The 15,537-nt window shown below is 30.1% G+C and carries 12 protein-coding genes, 1 other RNA gene and 1 riboswitch; of the genes, 4 read left to right on the forward strand and 9 right to left on the reverse strand.

The window, feature by feature from the left end; genetic code table 11:
* Positions 1-78: 78 nt before the first annotated feature.
* The 8 genes from H9W90_RS04955 to H9W90_RS04990 form a co-directional block, all read right to left on the reverse strand.
* Complete coding sequence (locus tag H9W90_RS04955) at positions 79-2,346, reverse strand: aconitate hydratase (protein ID WP_187483354.1); 2,268 nt, start codon at positions 2,344-2,346, stop codon at positions 79-81.
* A 186-nt stretch (positions 2,347-2,532) separates the two neighbouring features.
* An RNA gene (rnpB, locus tag H9W90_RS04960) (RNase P RNA component class A) lies at positions 2,533-2,835 on the reverse strand.
* A 189-nt stretch (positions 2,836-3,024) separates the two neighbouring features.
* Positions 3,025-4,164 carry a molecular chaperone DnaJ gene (gene dnaJ / locus H9W90_RS04965; RefSeq protein WP_187483355.1) on the reverse strand — a complete coding sequence of 380 codons (1,140 nt, stop codon included), beginning with the start codon at positions 4,162-4,164 and terminating at the stop codon, positions 3,025-3,027.
* Positions 4,165-4,236: 72 nt separating this feature from the next.
* Positions 4,237-4,785: a nucleotide exchange factor GrpE gene (locus tag H9W90_RS04970; RefSeq protein WP_187483356.1), complete on the reverse strand. Its 549-nt coding sequence runs from the start codon at positions 4,783-4,785 to the stop codon at positions 4,237-4,239.
* Between the two features lie 85 nt (positions 4,786-4,870).
* Positions 4,871-5,419: an NUMOD4 domain-containing protein gene (locus H9W90_RS04975; protein WP_187483930.1), complete on the reverse strand. Its 549-nt coding sequence runs from the start codon at positions 5,417-5,419 to the stop codon at positions 4,871-4,873.
* A gap of 78 nt (positions 5,420-5,497) precedes the next feature.
* Complete coding sequence (gene murA, locus H9W90_RS04980) at positions 5,498-6,808, reverse strand: UDP-N-acetylglucosamine 1-carboxyvinyltransferase (protein ID WP_187483357.1); 1,311 nt, start codon at positions 6,806-6,808, stop codon at positions 5,498-5,500.
* A 3-nt stretch (positions 6,809-6,811) separates the two neighbouring features.
* Complete coding sequence (locus tag H9W90_RS04985; protein ID WP_187483358.1) at positions 6,812-7,468, reverse strand: DUF4290 domain-containing protein; 657 nt, start codon at positions 7,466-7,468, stop codon at positions 6,812-6,814.
* Positions 7,469-7,576: 108 nt separating this feature from the next.
* Complete coding sequence (locus H9W90_RS04990) at positions 7,577-9,898, reverse strand: ATP-dependent helicase (protein WP_187483359.1); 2,322 nt, start codon at positions 9,896-9,898, stop codon at positions 7,577-7,579.
* Between the two features lie 277 nt (positions 9,899-10,175).
* Between H9W90_RS04990 and H9W90_RS04995 the strand changes: the two genes are divergently transcribed.
* Genes H9W90_RS04995 through H9W90_RS05005 form a run of 3 tightly spaced genes read left to right on the forward strand, consistent with a single transcriptional unit; the run spans position 10,176 to position 12,025 of the window.
* Positions 10,176-10,790 carry a SatD family protein gene (locus H9W90_RS04995; protein ID WP_187483360.1) on the forward strand — a complete coding sequence of 205 codons (615 nt, stop codon included), beginning with the start codon at positions 10,176-10,178 and terminating at the stop codon, positions 10,788-10,790.
* Complete coding sequence (locus tag H9W90_RS05000; protein ID WP_187483361.1) at positions 10,790-11,509, forward strand: DUF3307 domain-containing protein; 720 nt, start codon at positions 10,790-10,792, stop codon at positions 11,507-11,509. The genes H9W90_RS04995 and H9W90_RS05000 overlap by 1 nt, the downstream gene beginning before the upstream one ends.
* 3 nt (positions 11,510-11,512) lie before the next feature.
* Positions 11,513-12,025: a DUF7935 family protein gene (locus H9W90_RS05005; RefSeq protein WP_187483362.1), complete on the forward strand. Its 513-nt coding sequence runs from the start codon at positions 11,513-11,515 to the stop codon at positions 12,023-12,025.
* A gap of 71 nt (positions 12,026-12,096) precedes the next feature.
* On the opposite strand, the gene H9W90_RS05010 is transcribed toward H9W90_RS05005, so the two are convergent.
* Positions 12,097-14,043 carry a TonB-dependent receptor plug domain-containing protein gene (locus H9W90_RS05010; protein WP_187483363.1) on the reverse strand — a complete coding sequence of 649 codons (1,947 nt, stop codon included), beginning with the start codon at positions 14,041-14,043 and terminating at the stop codon, positions 12,097-12,099.
* Between the two features lie 83 nt (positions 14,044-14,126).
* A riboswitch (cobalamin riboswitch) is annotated at positions 14,127-14,326 on the reverse strand.
* Between the two features lie 56 nt (positions 14,327-14,382).
* Between H9W90_RS05010 and H9W90_RS05015 the strand changes: the two genes are divergently transcribed.
* Positions 14,383-15,519: an ABC transporter substrate-binding protein gene (locus H9W90_RS05015; RefSeq protein WP_187483364.1), complete on the forward strand. Its 1,137-nt coding sequence runs from the start codon at positions 14,383-14,385 to the stop codon at positions 15,517-15,519.
* The last annotated feature ends 18 nt before the right edge of the window (positions 15,520-15,537 follow it).

A 15,537-nucleotide genomic window follows, 5' to 3' on the forward strand; every position in this document is an offset into this window, starting at 1 on the left:
AAATATAGTTTTCCTTACAAAAAAAACTCCTGAATTTCTTCAGGAGTTTTTATATGAATGATAAGAACTTTTAACTTCTTATGCGTTTTCTTTTTTAATTAAATTTAAAGCAGAACCTTCATTATACCAATCTATTTGTCCTTGATTGTAAGTGTGGTTAGCAATAATAGTGTCTTTACTACCATCTGCATGAACAACTTCAATAGTTAAAGGTTTATTTGGAGAAAATTCATTCATATCAACAAAGTTGAATGTATCATCTTCTTGAATTAAATCATAATCTGCTTCATTAGCAAATGTTAAACCTAACATACCTTGTTTCTTTAAGTTTGTTTCATGAATTCTAGCAAAAGATTTTACTAAAACAGCAACAACTCCTAAATGACGAGGCTCCATTGCAGCATGTTCTCTAGAAGAACCTTCACCATAATTATGATCACCAACTACAATAGATTTAACTCCTGCAGCTTTGTAAGCTCTTGCAGTGTCTGGAACACCACCAAACTCACCAGTTAATTGATTTTTTACAAAATTAGTTTTCTTACCGAAAGCATTTACAGCACCAATTAAACAGTTGTTAGAAATATTATCTAAATGCCCTCTAAAACGTAACCATGGTCCAGCCATAGAAATGTGGTCTGTTGTACATTTTCCAAAAGCTTTTATTAATAATTTTGCACCTGAAATATCATTTCCAATCGGTGTAAAAGGCTCTAATAATTGTAATCTTTCTGAATCTTCTTTTACAGCAATTTTAACGTGACTTCCATCTTCTTCTGGCGCTAAATATCCATCATCTTTTACTTCAAAACCTTTTGGAGGTAATTCCCATCCTGTAGGTTCATCTAACATTACTTCTTCTCCGTTATTATTGATTAATTTATCCGTCATTGGATTAAAATCTAAACGACCTGCAATAGCAACTGCAGCAACCATTTCTGGTGAAGCTACAAATGCATGTGTATTTGGATTTCCATCTGCACGTTTTGCGAAGTTTCTGTTAAAAGAGTGAATTATAGAGTTTTTAGGTGCATTTTTAGGATCTGAATATCTTGCCCATTGACCAATACATGGTCCACAAGCATTTGTAAAAATCTTCGCATCTAATTTTTCGAAAATTCCAATAATACCATCTCTATCAGCAGTATATCTTACTTTTTCTGAACCTGGATTAATACCTAATTCAGATTTCATTGTTAATCCTTTATCAATTGCTTGTTGCGCAATAGAAGAAGCTCTCGATAAATCTTCGTAAGAAGAGTTAGTACAAGAACCAATTAATCCCCATTCTACAGCTAAAGGCCAATCATTTTCATTAGCTTTTTTAGTCATATCAGAACCTGCTTTCGTAGATAAATCTGGCGTAAAAGGTCCGTTTAATAATGGGCTTAATTCAGATAAGTTAATTTCTATAACTTGATCGAAATAAGCATCTGGATTTGCATACACTTCATCATCTCCAGTTAAATAATCTTTAACTTTATTTGCTGCATCTGCAACATCACTTCTATCTGTAGCACGTAAATAACGTTCCATAGATTCATCGTAACCAAATGTTGAAGTTGTTGCTCCAATTTCAGCTCCCATATTACAAATTGTACCTTTTCCAGTACAAGACATTGCTTTTGCTCCTTCACCAAAATATTCTACAATTGCTCCTGTTCCTCCTTTTGCAGAAACAATACCAGCAACTTTTAAAATAACATCTTTTGGTGCAGTCCAACCTGAAAGTTTTCCAGTTAACTTAACTCCAATTAGTTTTGGAAATTTTAATTCCCAAGCCATTCCTGCCATAACGTCTACAGCATCTGCTCCACCAACTCCAATTGCTACCATTCCCAATCCTCCTGCATTTACAGTATGAGAATCTGTACCAATCATCATTCCTCCAGGAAATGCATAATTTTCTAGAACCACTTGGTGAATAATACCTGCTCCTGGTTTCCAAAAACCTAATCCGTATTTATTAGAAACTGATTCTAAAAAATTAAATACTTCGTTACTAGTATTTAATGCAGACTGTAAATCTGCTCCAGCTCCATTTTTAGCTTGAATTAAGTGATCACAGTGTGTGGTTGTAGGAACTGCTACTTTACTTTTACCTGCTTGCATAAATTGCAATAAAGCCATTTGTGCAGTTGCATCTTGTAAAGCAATTCTATCTGGTGCAAAATCTACATAATCTTTTCCTCTAGTAAACGCTTTACTAGGATTTCCATCCCAAAGGTGAGAATATAATATTTTCTCTGCTAACGTTAAAGGTTTTCCTGTAATTTCACGTGCGGCATCTACTCGTTCTACAACGTTTGCGTACACTTTTTTGATCATCTCAATATCAAAAGCCATATTCTAGTTAAATTTTATGAATTGTTAAGTAACACAAATTTACATTTTTTAAATCAATATTAAAAGATAAATAATAGATTGCTCTAATTAATGAATAAATAAAAGTTATTTTTAAAAACGTTGAATTTTAATCAACAAAAACAAATATTTAAGATAAATTAATGAAGATATCGTAAAAATAATATAGATAAAAGCAGACTAATAAGCCGAATCCTGTTCCTTAAAAAGGTTCTTATCATTTATCTAGTTCTAAAATTACTTTTAGAATCTATCTGCCTACCCTTTAGAATCGAGCGAGAAGCCCTCAAGCTCTAATTTACATGGCATTGCACCTCATAGAGTTTACCTGGTTTCACTACAGCCGAACTGTACTTGCTTTCTGTTGCACTGGTCCTCAACTTACGTTGGACGGATGTTATCCGCTATGATTTCTCTTTGGTGTCCGGACTTTCCTACTTATAAAATAAGTCGATAAGATAAGTCTGCTATTTCTATATTATTTACAAAAGTACAATCTTTATTCATAAAAAAACCCACTCATAAATGAGTGGGAAAAATTGCTATGAAAAAGAAAAAGTGTTGCTGATTTCTCAACAACTTTACAAATATATATTAAAATATGTTATAAAAAAATGTATTTGAAAAAAAACTAATACTTTTTTTACAAATAACATAGTTTTACGAAAACATATCTTTTACTTTTTCAAAAAATGATTTGTCTGATTTGTTAGGACTTGGTGTAAAGTTTTCATTATCAGACATTTTCTCAAAAAACTGTTTTTGTTCTTTGTTTAACTCTTGTGGTGTCCAAACATTAATATGAATCAAGAAATCTCCTGTTCCATAACGTTCTATACTAGGTAAACCTTTTCCTTTTAGTCTTAAAATTTTACCAGATTGTGTTCCTGGTTCTATTTTAATTTTTACTTTTCCTGTAACTGTTTCCACTTCTTTACTTACACCTAAAACTGCTTCTGAAAAGTTTACATATAAATCGTAATGAATATTTGTTCCTTCTCTTTTTAAAGTTTCGTGAGGTATTTCTTCTATTAAGACTAATAAGTCTCCAGCAATTGAATTTTTACCTGGTGCTTCATTTCCTTTTCCTCCTACTTTTAACTGAACACCTTCAGTTACACCTGCAGGAATATTAATTGGTACTGTTTCTTCTTTAGTTATTAAACCTTGAGCATCTGCTCCATTTGGTTTAGAACTTATTATTTCTCCTGCTCCAGAACAAGTGCCACAGGTAGTTGCTGTCTGCATTCTACCTAGAATGGTATTTGTAACACGCATTTGCTGACCAGAACCATTACAGGTTGTACAAGTTTTGTATGTAACTCCATCTGCTTGAACTTTTCTGCGAACTTTTACCTTCTTCTCTACTCCTTTTGCAATTTCTTCTAAAGTAAGTTTTACACGAATTCGCATGTTACTTCCTTTAACTCTAGCTTGACGTTGGCCTCCACCACCACCAAAGCCTCCAAAGCCACCACCGAAACCGCCTCCGCCTCCGAAAATGTCTCCAAATTGGCTGAATATGTCATCCATATTCATTCCGCCTCCACCAAAGCCACCACCTCCTTGAGGACCATCGAAAGCTTGGTGACCATATTGGTCATAACGTGCTTTTTTGTTTTCGTCGCTTAAAATTTCGTAAGCTTCTGCAGCTTTCTTAAAGTTTTCTTCAGCTGTTTTATCATCTGGATTTTTATCTGGATGATATTTAATTGCCATTTTTCTATATGCCTTCTTAATTTCTGCTTGTGTAGCTGATTTAGAAATGCCTAATATTTCGTAAAAATCTTGTTTTGCCATTCTATGCAATTGAAAAATTAAAAATTAAAAGATTGAATATCTATAATTTATAATTCGTAATTTATAATTATATTATTGTCCTATAACCACTTTTGGATAACGGATAATTTTGTCTCCTAACTTGTATCCTTTTTCGACACAGTCAATTACTTTTCCTTTTAAATCTTCTGATGGAGCAGGAATTTGTGTAATTGCTTCGTGAATCTCTGCATCAAAAACATCACCAGCATTGGTTTCTATTTTTGATAATCCTTTTTGTTCTAAAGTGTTGTAAAATTTCTGATAAATTAATAAAACTCCTTTTCTTAATTCTTCTGCTTCTTTATCTTCTTCGATATGTGACAAAGCACGTTCAAAATCATCTACAACTGGCAGTAAAGATGTCATTACTTCCTGACCTGCTGTCTTAAATAATTCTATACGTTCTCTGTTTGTTCTCTTTTTATAGTTTTCGAACTCTGCAAAAAGACGTAAAAATTTATCTTTTTCTGCTTGAAGTAATTCTTCCGGAGTTGGTTCTTCTATTACAACTTCAGTCTCAACCTCTTGGTTTTCTTCAACTTGTGCAGTTTCTTGCTCGTTTTTTATTTCTTCTTCTTGTATATTTTCTTTCTTACTCATTTCTTTGTAATCGTTAAATTGTCTACAATTTATTCGCAAAAATGTTGCCAACAAAAAAATAGTGTCAAACTGACACTATTTTTTTTTAAATGGTTACATGTCCCCAGTTTTCACCGGATTTTATTCTATGGATTTGCATATCTGAAACCCCAAAACGTTTAGCAATCATTGTTATTCTATTTCTTTTGTTCTGAAGTTGTCGTTTTATAATTTTTACTTTTCCAACAGAAAGTTTTCCATAAGTTATATTTTCTCTTGATTTGATAAATACAGGATTTTTAAATTGATGTAATTCTTTTTCCCGTTTTGTTGCCCATTGTAAATTTTCTAAACTATTATCTTTTTTATCGTAATTTAAGTGAATAACAAATTGCTTATCATTACTCTCCTTTTCTATGAAATGTTTTGCAACTAATTTATGAACATATCTAGCAGTTGATTTACCATTAGCCTCCTGTTTTAAAGATAAAGATTCGTAACCATTTGTGTACGTTTCTTTTTTTAAATAAGGTTTTTCTTCATTTTTACAATTGATTATTCTTCCGTAATTAGAAATTTTAAATTTTTCTTTTTTGGAAATTTTTTCATCAAACTGAATGTCTTTCCATTCTTCATTCCATAAATCTCGTATCATCATTTAAAGTATTTTAAAAATTAATAAAATACTTTTTCTTATTCACAATTTTTTTAAATTTATATAGAACACTTTTTCTTACTCTTCTATTCTTTCAATTTTAGCTCCAATAGATTTTAAACGAGCTTCTATGTTTTCGTAACCTCTGTCTATTTGTTCGATATTATTAATTATTGATGTTCCTTTTGCTGATAAAGCGGCAATTAATAAAGAAATTCCTGCTCTAATATCTGGTGAAGTCATTTTTGTTGCCTTTAAACTCGATTTAAAATTCATACCAATAACTGTTGCTCTGTGGGGGTCACATAGAATAACTTTTGCACCCATATCAATCAATTTATCAACGAAAAATAATCTGCTTTCGAACATTTTTTGATGAATTAAAACCGTTCCTTTGGCTTGCGTTGCAATTACCAAAACAATACTTAATAAATCTGGCGTAAAACCAGGCCATGGTGCATCTGCAACTGTTAAAACAGAACCATCTATATAATTCTGAATTTCGTAAGATTCTTGTTCAGGAATATAAATATCATCACCTCTTTTTTCTAAAGTAATTCCTAATTTTCTAAATACATTAGGTATTTGTCCAAGATTTTCCCAACTAACATTTTTTATGGTTAGTTCTGAACGTGTCATTACTGCAACACCAATCCAAGAACCAATTTCAATCATATCTGGTAAAACTGTGTGCTCACAACCACCAAGAGAATCTACGCCTTCAATAATTAATAGATTTGAGCCAACTCCAGAGATTTTTGCACCCATAGAATTCAACATTTTAGACAATTGTTGAATATAGGGTTCGCAAGCTGCATTATAAATTTTTGTAGTTCCTGTTGCTAAAACAGCCGCCATTAAAATATTTGCGGTTCCAGTTACAGAAGCTTCATCTAATAACATTTCTACTCCATTTAGTTCTTCAGCTTCAACTCCATAAAAAGATTCTTCTTTATTATAACGGAATTTTGCGCCTAATCTAATAAAGCCCTCAAAATGGGTATCTAAACGTCTTCTACCAATTTTATCTCCTCCTGGACGTGGAATATATCCTCTACCAAATCTAGCTAAAAGTGGACCAACAATCATAATTGAACCACGTAAAGAACTTCCATCTCTTTTAAAATCTGTAGATTCTAAATAATCTAAATCAATTTCATCTGCTTGAAATGAATATGAATTTCTGCTTAATTTTTCAACTTTTACACCTAATTCACCAAGAATAAAAATTAATTTATTTACATCTATAATATCAGGAACATTGTTTACAACTACTTTTTCTGGCGTTAATAAAACTGCACAAAGTATTTGTAAAACCTCATTTTTTGCTCCTTGCGGAGTTATTGTTCCATTTAATTTATGTCCTCCTTCAATTTTAAATGATGCCATATACTAATATCTTTTTCTATTTTTATTTTGATTATTGTGGTGTGGTTTTTTATGATTTGTTTTAGAATTATTCTGCCCTTGAGAATTCCTTTTTCTTAACAAATTTTTACTTTCAGAAAGCTCTTCTCTAGTTTCTCTTAAATCTAATTTTCCGTCAGATAAATCATATAAATGTTTAAAAATAACAGCATCATCTACTGTATCTTTATTCCAATTTAAATAACATTTTTTCATATGATTTGCAATGGTAAAAACCAATGCTTCTTTCTTATCTCCTTCTTCCCAACTTAAGGCAACATCTATCATTGTTTGAATATTGTTACCATAATAACGATATCTTGAAGCTGATTTTGGATACGCTAAACCTTCTGGTTTTTCTTGTAATTCTTCTTTAGACGGAACTGGATATGGAGATTCTGCATCTAATTTAAAATCTGACATAATGTACAACTGATCCCATAATTTGTGCTTAAAATCTGGAACGTCACGTAAATGTGGTTGTAAATTTCCCATAACATCTACAATAGCTTTTGCCATTTTATCGCGTTCTTCTTTAGATTCTAAAGCCACACAATGGTCTACTAATTTTTGTATATGTCTGCCGTATTCTGGTATTATCATTAACGGTCTTCCTGAATTATATTCTAAATCGAATGTCATTTATTTATTTTTGAAGTGTCTTGATTTAGTTTCAAGAATGCCACTTATTATATTGAAGTTATTTAATGTTGCAAAATAACATTTTATTTTTAGTTTTACTGAAGATTTTTAACCAATCACTTTTAATTTGGCAAATTGTAATAACAATTTCTTTTTACCAACTGTACCAAATTTAATTTCTGCTTTTTTATTAGGTCCATTTCCTTCCAAAGCTATCACTTCTCCACTACCAAATCTATTATGTTCAACGATATTACCTACAGAAATATTGCCATCAAATAGATTCGCTTTTGCTCCTACTTGAGAAACTTTTTTTAGGTTTTTAGGAATAATAATTTCTTTCTTTTTTGCCAAATCACGTTCCATTTTTTTACGCTGAATTGGTTTTTGAAAGCGAATTCCTTTTGGAGCATCATCGAAAATACTTTTATCTACAAACCTATTTATAGAAGGTTCTGGTACTTTTGGTGTTATATAATGTAAATATTGATCGTCTATTTCTTCTAAAAACCTACTTGGTTCTGCATCTACCAATTTCCCCCATCTGTAACGCGTTTGTGCGTAGGTTAAATAAGCAACTTTTTCTGCTCTGGTTAACGCTACGTAAAATAACCTACGTTCTTCTTCCAACTCACTTCTAGTATTCATACTCATTGCAGAAGGAAATAAATTTTCCTCTAAACCAACAACATACACATACATATATTCCAAACCTTTAGATTGGTGAATGGTCATTAAAGAAACGCTTGGTTTATCATCATTTTTTTCTGAATCGAAATCTGTAGCCAAAGCCACATCTTCTAAAAATGTAGTTAAAGATGCATCTGCTCCTTCTTCAATCTTATCTGTAATAAAATCCTTAATTCCGTTTAATAATTCTTGAACATTCTCTACTTTACTTACTGCTTCTGGAGTTCCGTCTTTTTCTAAATCTTTAATTAAAAGTGTTTGTTTTACAACAGTTTCTGCAATTTCGAAGGCATTTTTTGTTTTTGACTCTATTTGAAGTCGCAACATCATATTCATAAAATTCTGCAACTTATTTTTTGTTCCAGAATTTATTTTTAAATCAATTTTATCGATATATTTTATAATATCGAAAATAGATTTTTTATAATGATTTGCAGCTATTGTTAGTTTGTCTATGGTTGTTGCACCAATCCCTCTTGCAGGATAATTTATAATTCTCTTTAAAGCTTCCTCGTCATTTGGGTTGATTAATATACGTAAGTAAGACAGGATGTCTTTAATTTCTTTACGTTGATAAAAGGAAATTCCACCATAAATTTTATAATCGATTCCTTTTTTTCTTAAAGCATCTTCAATAGCTCGTGATTGTGAATTTGTTCTATACAAAACACAAAAATTATCGGAACTTAATTGATGATTCATCTGGTTTTCCCAAATAGATTGTGCTACAAATCGCCCTTCTTCACCATCAGAAATTGTTCGCATTACGTTTATGGAATCTCCAGCGTCGTTAGAAGTCCAAACCTCTTTATCTAATTTGGTCTTATTTCTTGCTATTACAGAGTTTGCTGCATTTACAATATTACTTGTAGATCTATAATTTTGCTCTAATTTAAAGGTTTTAACATCAGGATAATCTTTCTGAAAATTTAAAATATTCTGAATATTTGCACCTCTAAAACTATAAATACTTTGGGAATCGTCTCCAACCACACAAATATTACCAAATTTATCTGCCAACGCTTTTACGATTAAATATTGCGAGTGATTTGTATCTTGATACTCATCTACCATAATATATCTAAAACGATCTTGGTATTTTGCTAAAGTTTCTGGAAAACGGGCTAATAACTCGTTGGTTCTTAACAATAAATCATCAAAATCCATTGCACCAGCTTTAAAGCATCTATCTACATATTCCTTGTAAATATTACCCACTTCTGGTCTGCTAGCATGCAAATCTGCTTCTTGTAAATCGGAATTATTAAAATATGCTCTAACCGTTATTAAACTATTTTTAAAAGAAGATATTCTATTTAAAATCTGTTTTGGCTTGTATTGTTCCTTATTTAAGTTTTTTTCTTTAATAATTGCAGTTATCAAACGAACAGAATCTTGTGAATCGTAAATTGTAAAATTTGAAGGAAAGCCCAACTTATCTGCTTCCGAACGTAAAATTCTTGCAAAAACCGAGTGAAATGTTCCCATCCAAAGGTTTTTTGCTTCACTATTACCAACTACTCCAGCAATTCTTGCTTTCATTTCTTTAGCTGCTTTGTTGGTAAATGTTAATGATAATATATTAAACGAATCTACGCCCTGTTTCATTAAATGAGCAATTCTGTAAGTTAATACACGTGTTTTACCAGAACCTGCACCAGCAATAATAATCATTGGGCCATCTTTTTGTAAAACTGCTTGTTTTTGAGCTTCGTTTAAAGAATTTAAGTAACTATTCAATAGATTTTATTTTGAAGAATTTAAAACGTGAAATTAGCCAAAGTATTCGTTTTTTTAAAGGATGATTGTTCTTTTTTATTCACAAGTTATTAGTGACAAAATTCATCTTAAAAAGAATGTTTCATTTTTTTCATAGTTTACTCCAAATTTATCTGCTCATAAACAGATAAACACAAATATCTGTCTATAGGCAGATAAATTAAAATATCTGCTTATAGGCAGATAATTTTGCTATTTTAATAAATAAAACATACATTTGAATATAAATTATAAAATAATGACAAGTATTTTAACTGGAGATATTATAAATTCTAGAAAGAAGGATGATGATTTATGGTTATCTACTTTAAAAAATGCACTTTCTAGTTTTGGAAAATCACCAAAGTATTGGCAAATATATAGAGGAGATAGTTTTCAATTAGAAATAGAAAACCCTGAAAAAGCATTTTTTGGAGCCTTAAAATTAAAATCTAATTTGAAAAGAATTGAAGGAATTGATGTTAGAATTGGGATAGGAATAGGCGAAAAAAAGTATGATGATGCAAATATAACAGCATCTAATGGAGAAGCTTTTGTAAACTCTGGTTTTGCATTTGATAATTATCTAAAAAAACAAAATTTAGCCATAAAAACGCCTTGGCAAGATATTGATGAAGAAATAAATATTGCGTTAGATTTGGCCTCATTAACCATAGATTCTTGGACACAAAATTCTGCAGAAGTTTTTAATTTGTCGATAGAAAATAGAGAAGCAACACAAAAAGAAATTGCAAAAACTTTAGGAATAACTCAAGGTAGAGTTAGTGAGAGACAAAAACGAGCTGGTTTCGATCCTATAATGAATCTGGAAAGTCGTTTTAGAAAATTAATCAACCAAAAAATAACCGAATAATGCTTCTATTTTTAAAACTGTTATTGGCACATATTATAGGAGATTTTGTTTTTCAACCAGAAAAATGGGTAAAAGACAAAGAAGAAAAGAAAATTAAGTCAGTAAAACTGTACTTTCATATTGCTGTTCATGCTGTTTTGTTATTAGTTTTTCTTCAATTTAATTTGAAGGAATATTGGCTTGGTTTTATAATAGTTATAGTTTCTCATTATATTTTTGATGTTTTAAAACTCACTTTTCAAAACAAAAAAAGTAAACGAACTTGGTTTTTTATAGACCAGGTTTTACATCTTTTGGTCTTGTTTTTTATGGCCACTTTATACTTCGATTTCAATTTAAATTTTGATGATTTTTTTACAGGTAAAATATTACTATTATTGATTGGAATCCTTTTAATAACAAACGTTTCATCAGTAATTATTAAAGTTTTTATTACACAATGGAATCCTGAAAACAAAATAGAAAACGACGATTCTCTTGCAAAAGCAGGACGTTATATTGGTATTTTAGAACGTTTATTTGTATTTGTTTTTGTAATCACAAACCATTGGGAGGCTATTGGTTTTTTATTGGCAGCAAAGTCGGTTTTTAGGTTTGGAGATTTAACATCGTCCAAAGACAGAAAACTAACAGAATATATTTTAATTGGTACTTTATTAAGTTTTGGATTGGCAATTATAATCGGAATCTTATATTCGTATTTTGTAACTCTTATGTAATTTATGGAAGATAAAATTTTAGAAAGCATCGCATATATTTTGCCTGCTGCAGTAACTGGTTTTGTGGCTTATTATATGTTTAACGGATTCATCAAAAACAAAAATTCTGAAAAACAATTAGAACTTTTAGCACAAAGAAAAAAAGAAGCTTTACCTATTAAATTACAAGCTTACGAACGTTTAATGCTCTTTTGCGACAGAATAAACCCTGTAAAGATATTAATGCGAATTCCACCAATCTCTACAAATACAAACGATTATTTACAATTATTAACAGCAAACATAGAACAAGAATTTGAACACAATTTAGTGCAACAAATTTACGTTTCTCAAGATACTTGGACAGCAATACACGCTGCCAAAAATGCAGTAATTAATAAATTAAAACAAGTTGCAGAAAATTCTTCTTCTGCAAATGATTTAAGAGAGAATGTGTTAATAGATTACTCTAAATCTTTACCACCAACAGAAACTGCTGTTGACTTTATTAAAAATGAAGTAAGAAAATTATTATAAAAAAAACTCCGTTTATAGAATATTTCTACAAACGGAGCTTTCGTCTTTTTCTTTTTAGCCTTTTTCCCTTTCTAAAATTGTAACCTTACTCCTACTTTATAATTTCTTCCTCTTGTAGAATACCCTAAAATATCATCATAATCTTCATTTAAAATATTAGTAACTGCTCCAAAAATGGTTACAGTTTCTCCTAATAATTTATAATTTGTCATAAAATCTAATACTTGGTAACTCTCTAAAATAACATCTTCGCCAGCAGTTCCAAAAGAACCATATCTATCAAAAATTGTTCTTTCACTTACATTTCTATATGTAAAATTGAAAAAAGCTTTCTTAAATGGCGTAATATCTAAACCTGCAACAATTTTGTTTTCAGGAATGTAATCGTTAAAATCTTCTGTTTTATCTCTATCTATATAAGTATATGATGCATTTACAGTTAAAAATGAAGTAGGAATTATCTTTGTATTTACCTCAAACCCGTTGGCATCAGAAGTACTATTTCCATATTTAAAAGTAGAACTATCATAAATAATTGCATCCGTTTCTTTTCTATTAAAATAAACTGCATCTAATTGTAACCAATCTTGGTAATTTACATCAAAACCTGCCTCTATAGTTTCGTTAGTTTCTGGTTTTAAATCGATATTTCCAGAAAAACCATCATATAATTGGTATAAACTTGGCGCAATAAAAGCAGTACTATAAGAAGCTAATAATTTTACAGAAGTATCTTCGTTTTTAAGAATTGAATATGCTAGGTTTCCATCATAAACAAACTGATTTCCATAGACATTGTGTATATTTAAACGTCCACCAACATTTACACTTAATCCGTAATCAGAAATATAAACTACACTAGCGTAAGGATCTATTGTGTTAAAATTAGCAATTCCTTTTTCTATAGTTGCAAAAGGAGTTACAGTATTATTACTATGAATTTGATAGTTAACACCCGTAATTAATTGCAATTGATTAGAAAACTCGTATTTATTAACCAAATCTACATTTACACTTCTACCAACAAACTCATAAGTATCTAATGTGTTAGAAAATGAATTAAATTGATTCAAATCTCTCTCAACCACATTTGCTGAAGCTAAAAGATAAACTTGCCCTTTAATATATTTATAAGAAGGTTTTATACCAATTCTAAATTGTTCTTGGTTTCCTGAATTTACATCACTATCTGAAAAAGCACCTGCATCAAAATCATATTCAAATTCATCGTAATTTAAAAAAGTTTCAATACTTAACTTATCATTTATATTGTACCCTAATTTTAACAAACCGTTTTTAGAATAAAAAGCATCGTTTTCAAAAGCAGTATTTGTTTTACTTTTTGCTGATGACATTCCATCTACACCTGTTAAACTAAAAGAACCTAAAAAATTAAAATCTCCAATAGTTCCATTAATGTTTACATTTTGGTTTCTATCAGACAAACTTCCTTTATCTGAATTTGCAGTATTATTTGTACCCAAACTTGTTTCGAAAGAACCAGAAATTTTATCTTTTGAAGCTTTCTTTAAAATAACATTTATTACTGCAGTTGCGGCACCAGAACCATATAAAGTAGATGAGGCTCCTTTTAAAATCTCTATACTTTCTATTTGATTTACTGCTAATAAACGCAAATCAAATTCTTGATTAATTGCAGATTGATCTGTTACAGGAACACCATCAATTAAAACTAAAACTTGCCTACTTCTTCCACCACGAATATTAATACTTCTTGGTTCTGTTGGGTTTGCATTTACACCTCTAACATCTATACCAGCAATGGTATTTAGAATTTCAATAACAGATTTACCTGCATTTTGTTGCAGTTGTTTTTGTGAAATTACATTAATTACTTTACCTGTGTTTTCTTTTTTCAGGCTGAATTTAGTTGCAGTAACTACAACTTCTTTTAACGTTTCTACGTTTTCTTTTTGCGTCTGTTTTTTTTGCGAAAAAAGATTAGTGTTGACAAAACTACATGCCAAAACACCAACAATTACTAATTGTTTTTTCATTTTTAATGATTTAATTGAAACAATAAATCAGGTAAATTTTGTGTACGAATTGGTATTAGTACATAAACTTTTATCCCGAAAGTTTTTAACTCGTGAAAATGGCAGGTCTCCTGACTTGCGTCTTGTAACAAACCTTCCCAACAATAAAATTGTCAGTGGTAAAAGAATTAGTTACAAGCTTTATAGCTTACAGTTGCGGGAACAGTTCTGGAGTTTAACCAGATTCCCTTTTAATTTGATGCAAAATAATTATTACATCAAAACCAAAATCGGCGCAAAAGTAGTTTAAATATTGTTATTATAAAATAGTTTTGTAATCTTGTTGAAAATTTACTTTTGATGAAAAAAAATATCCAAAACTCATTTTTGTTATTACTTTTATTTATCTCTTTTTCTTGTAAGAAAGAAGTTATAAAAATTGATAATAAAACTCAACTTGCAAGCACTATTAAATATGCAAAAGGCTTTGATATTGGTGAAGAAAATGGAATGAAAAAGTTGATAATTAAATCTGCTTACAAAGGATCTAAAGATGTTTTTGAATACCTTATTGAAGAAAAATTAGCAGAAAAAAATGATTCTAAAAAGAATGTTATTCAAGTTCCAATTGATAAAATTGTAGTTACTTCTACTACCCATATTCCAATGGTAGAATTATTAAATGAAGAAACTTCTATTGTTGGTTTTCCATATTCTAAATATGTTTCGTCAGAAAAAACGAGGGTTTTAATTGAAGAAGGGAAAATTACAGAAATAGGGAAAGAGAATTCTTTAAACACAGAAATATTATTAGACTTACAACCAGAATTGGTAGTTGGTTATAGTGTTTCTTCCGCTGATAAATCTTTATCTACATTACAAAAAGCAGGAATAAATGTAATTTATAATGGAGATTGGTTAGAAGAAACGCCTTTAGGAAGAGCAGAATGGATTAAATTTTTCGGTGTTTTATTTGATAATGAAAAACAAGCAGATAGTATTTTTAAAGTAATTGAAAATAATTATTTAGAGGCGAAACAAATCGCTTTAAAATCAACAAAAAAACCTACAATTTTATCTGGTGCAATTATGAGTAAAGATATTTGGAATTTACCTGCTGGAGATAGTTTTGTAGCTACTTTTTTAAAAGATGCAAACCTTAATTATTTATGGGGAAATTCCGAAGGAAAAGGAAGTTTATCTTTAAGTTTCGAAAGCGTTTTTGATAAAGGACAAAAAGCAGATTTTTGGATTGCTCCAGGTTATTTTTCATCGAAAGAGCAACTCTTAAAAAGCAATGAATTGTATGCTAGATTTTCGTCATTTAAAAATGATGAAATTTATACGCCTTCTACCAAAAAAGGAAAAACTGGTGGTGTTATTTATTACGAATTAGCGCCAACAAGACCAGATTTGGTTTTAAAGGATATTATTAAAATTACAAATCCAGAATTATTGCCAAATTACCAATTAACTTTCTTTGAAAAGATGCAATAAAAAAAAGTCTCCAATATT

The sequence above is a fragment of the Polaribacter pectinis genome (assembly GCF_014352875.1).
Lineage (GTDB): Bacteria > Bacteroidota > Bacteroidia > Flavobacteriales > Flavobacteriaceae > Polaribacter > Polaribacter pectinis.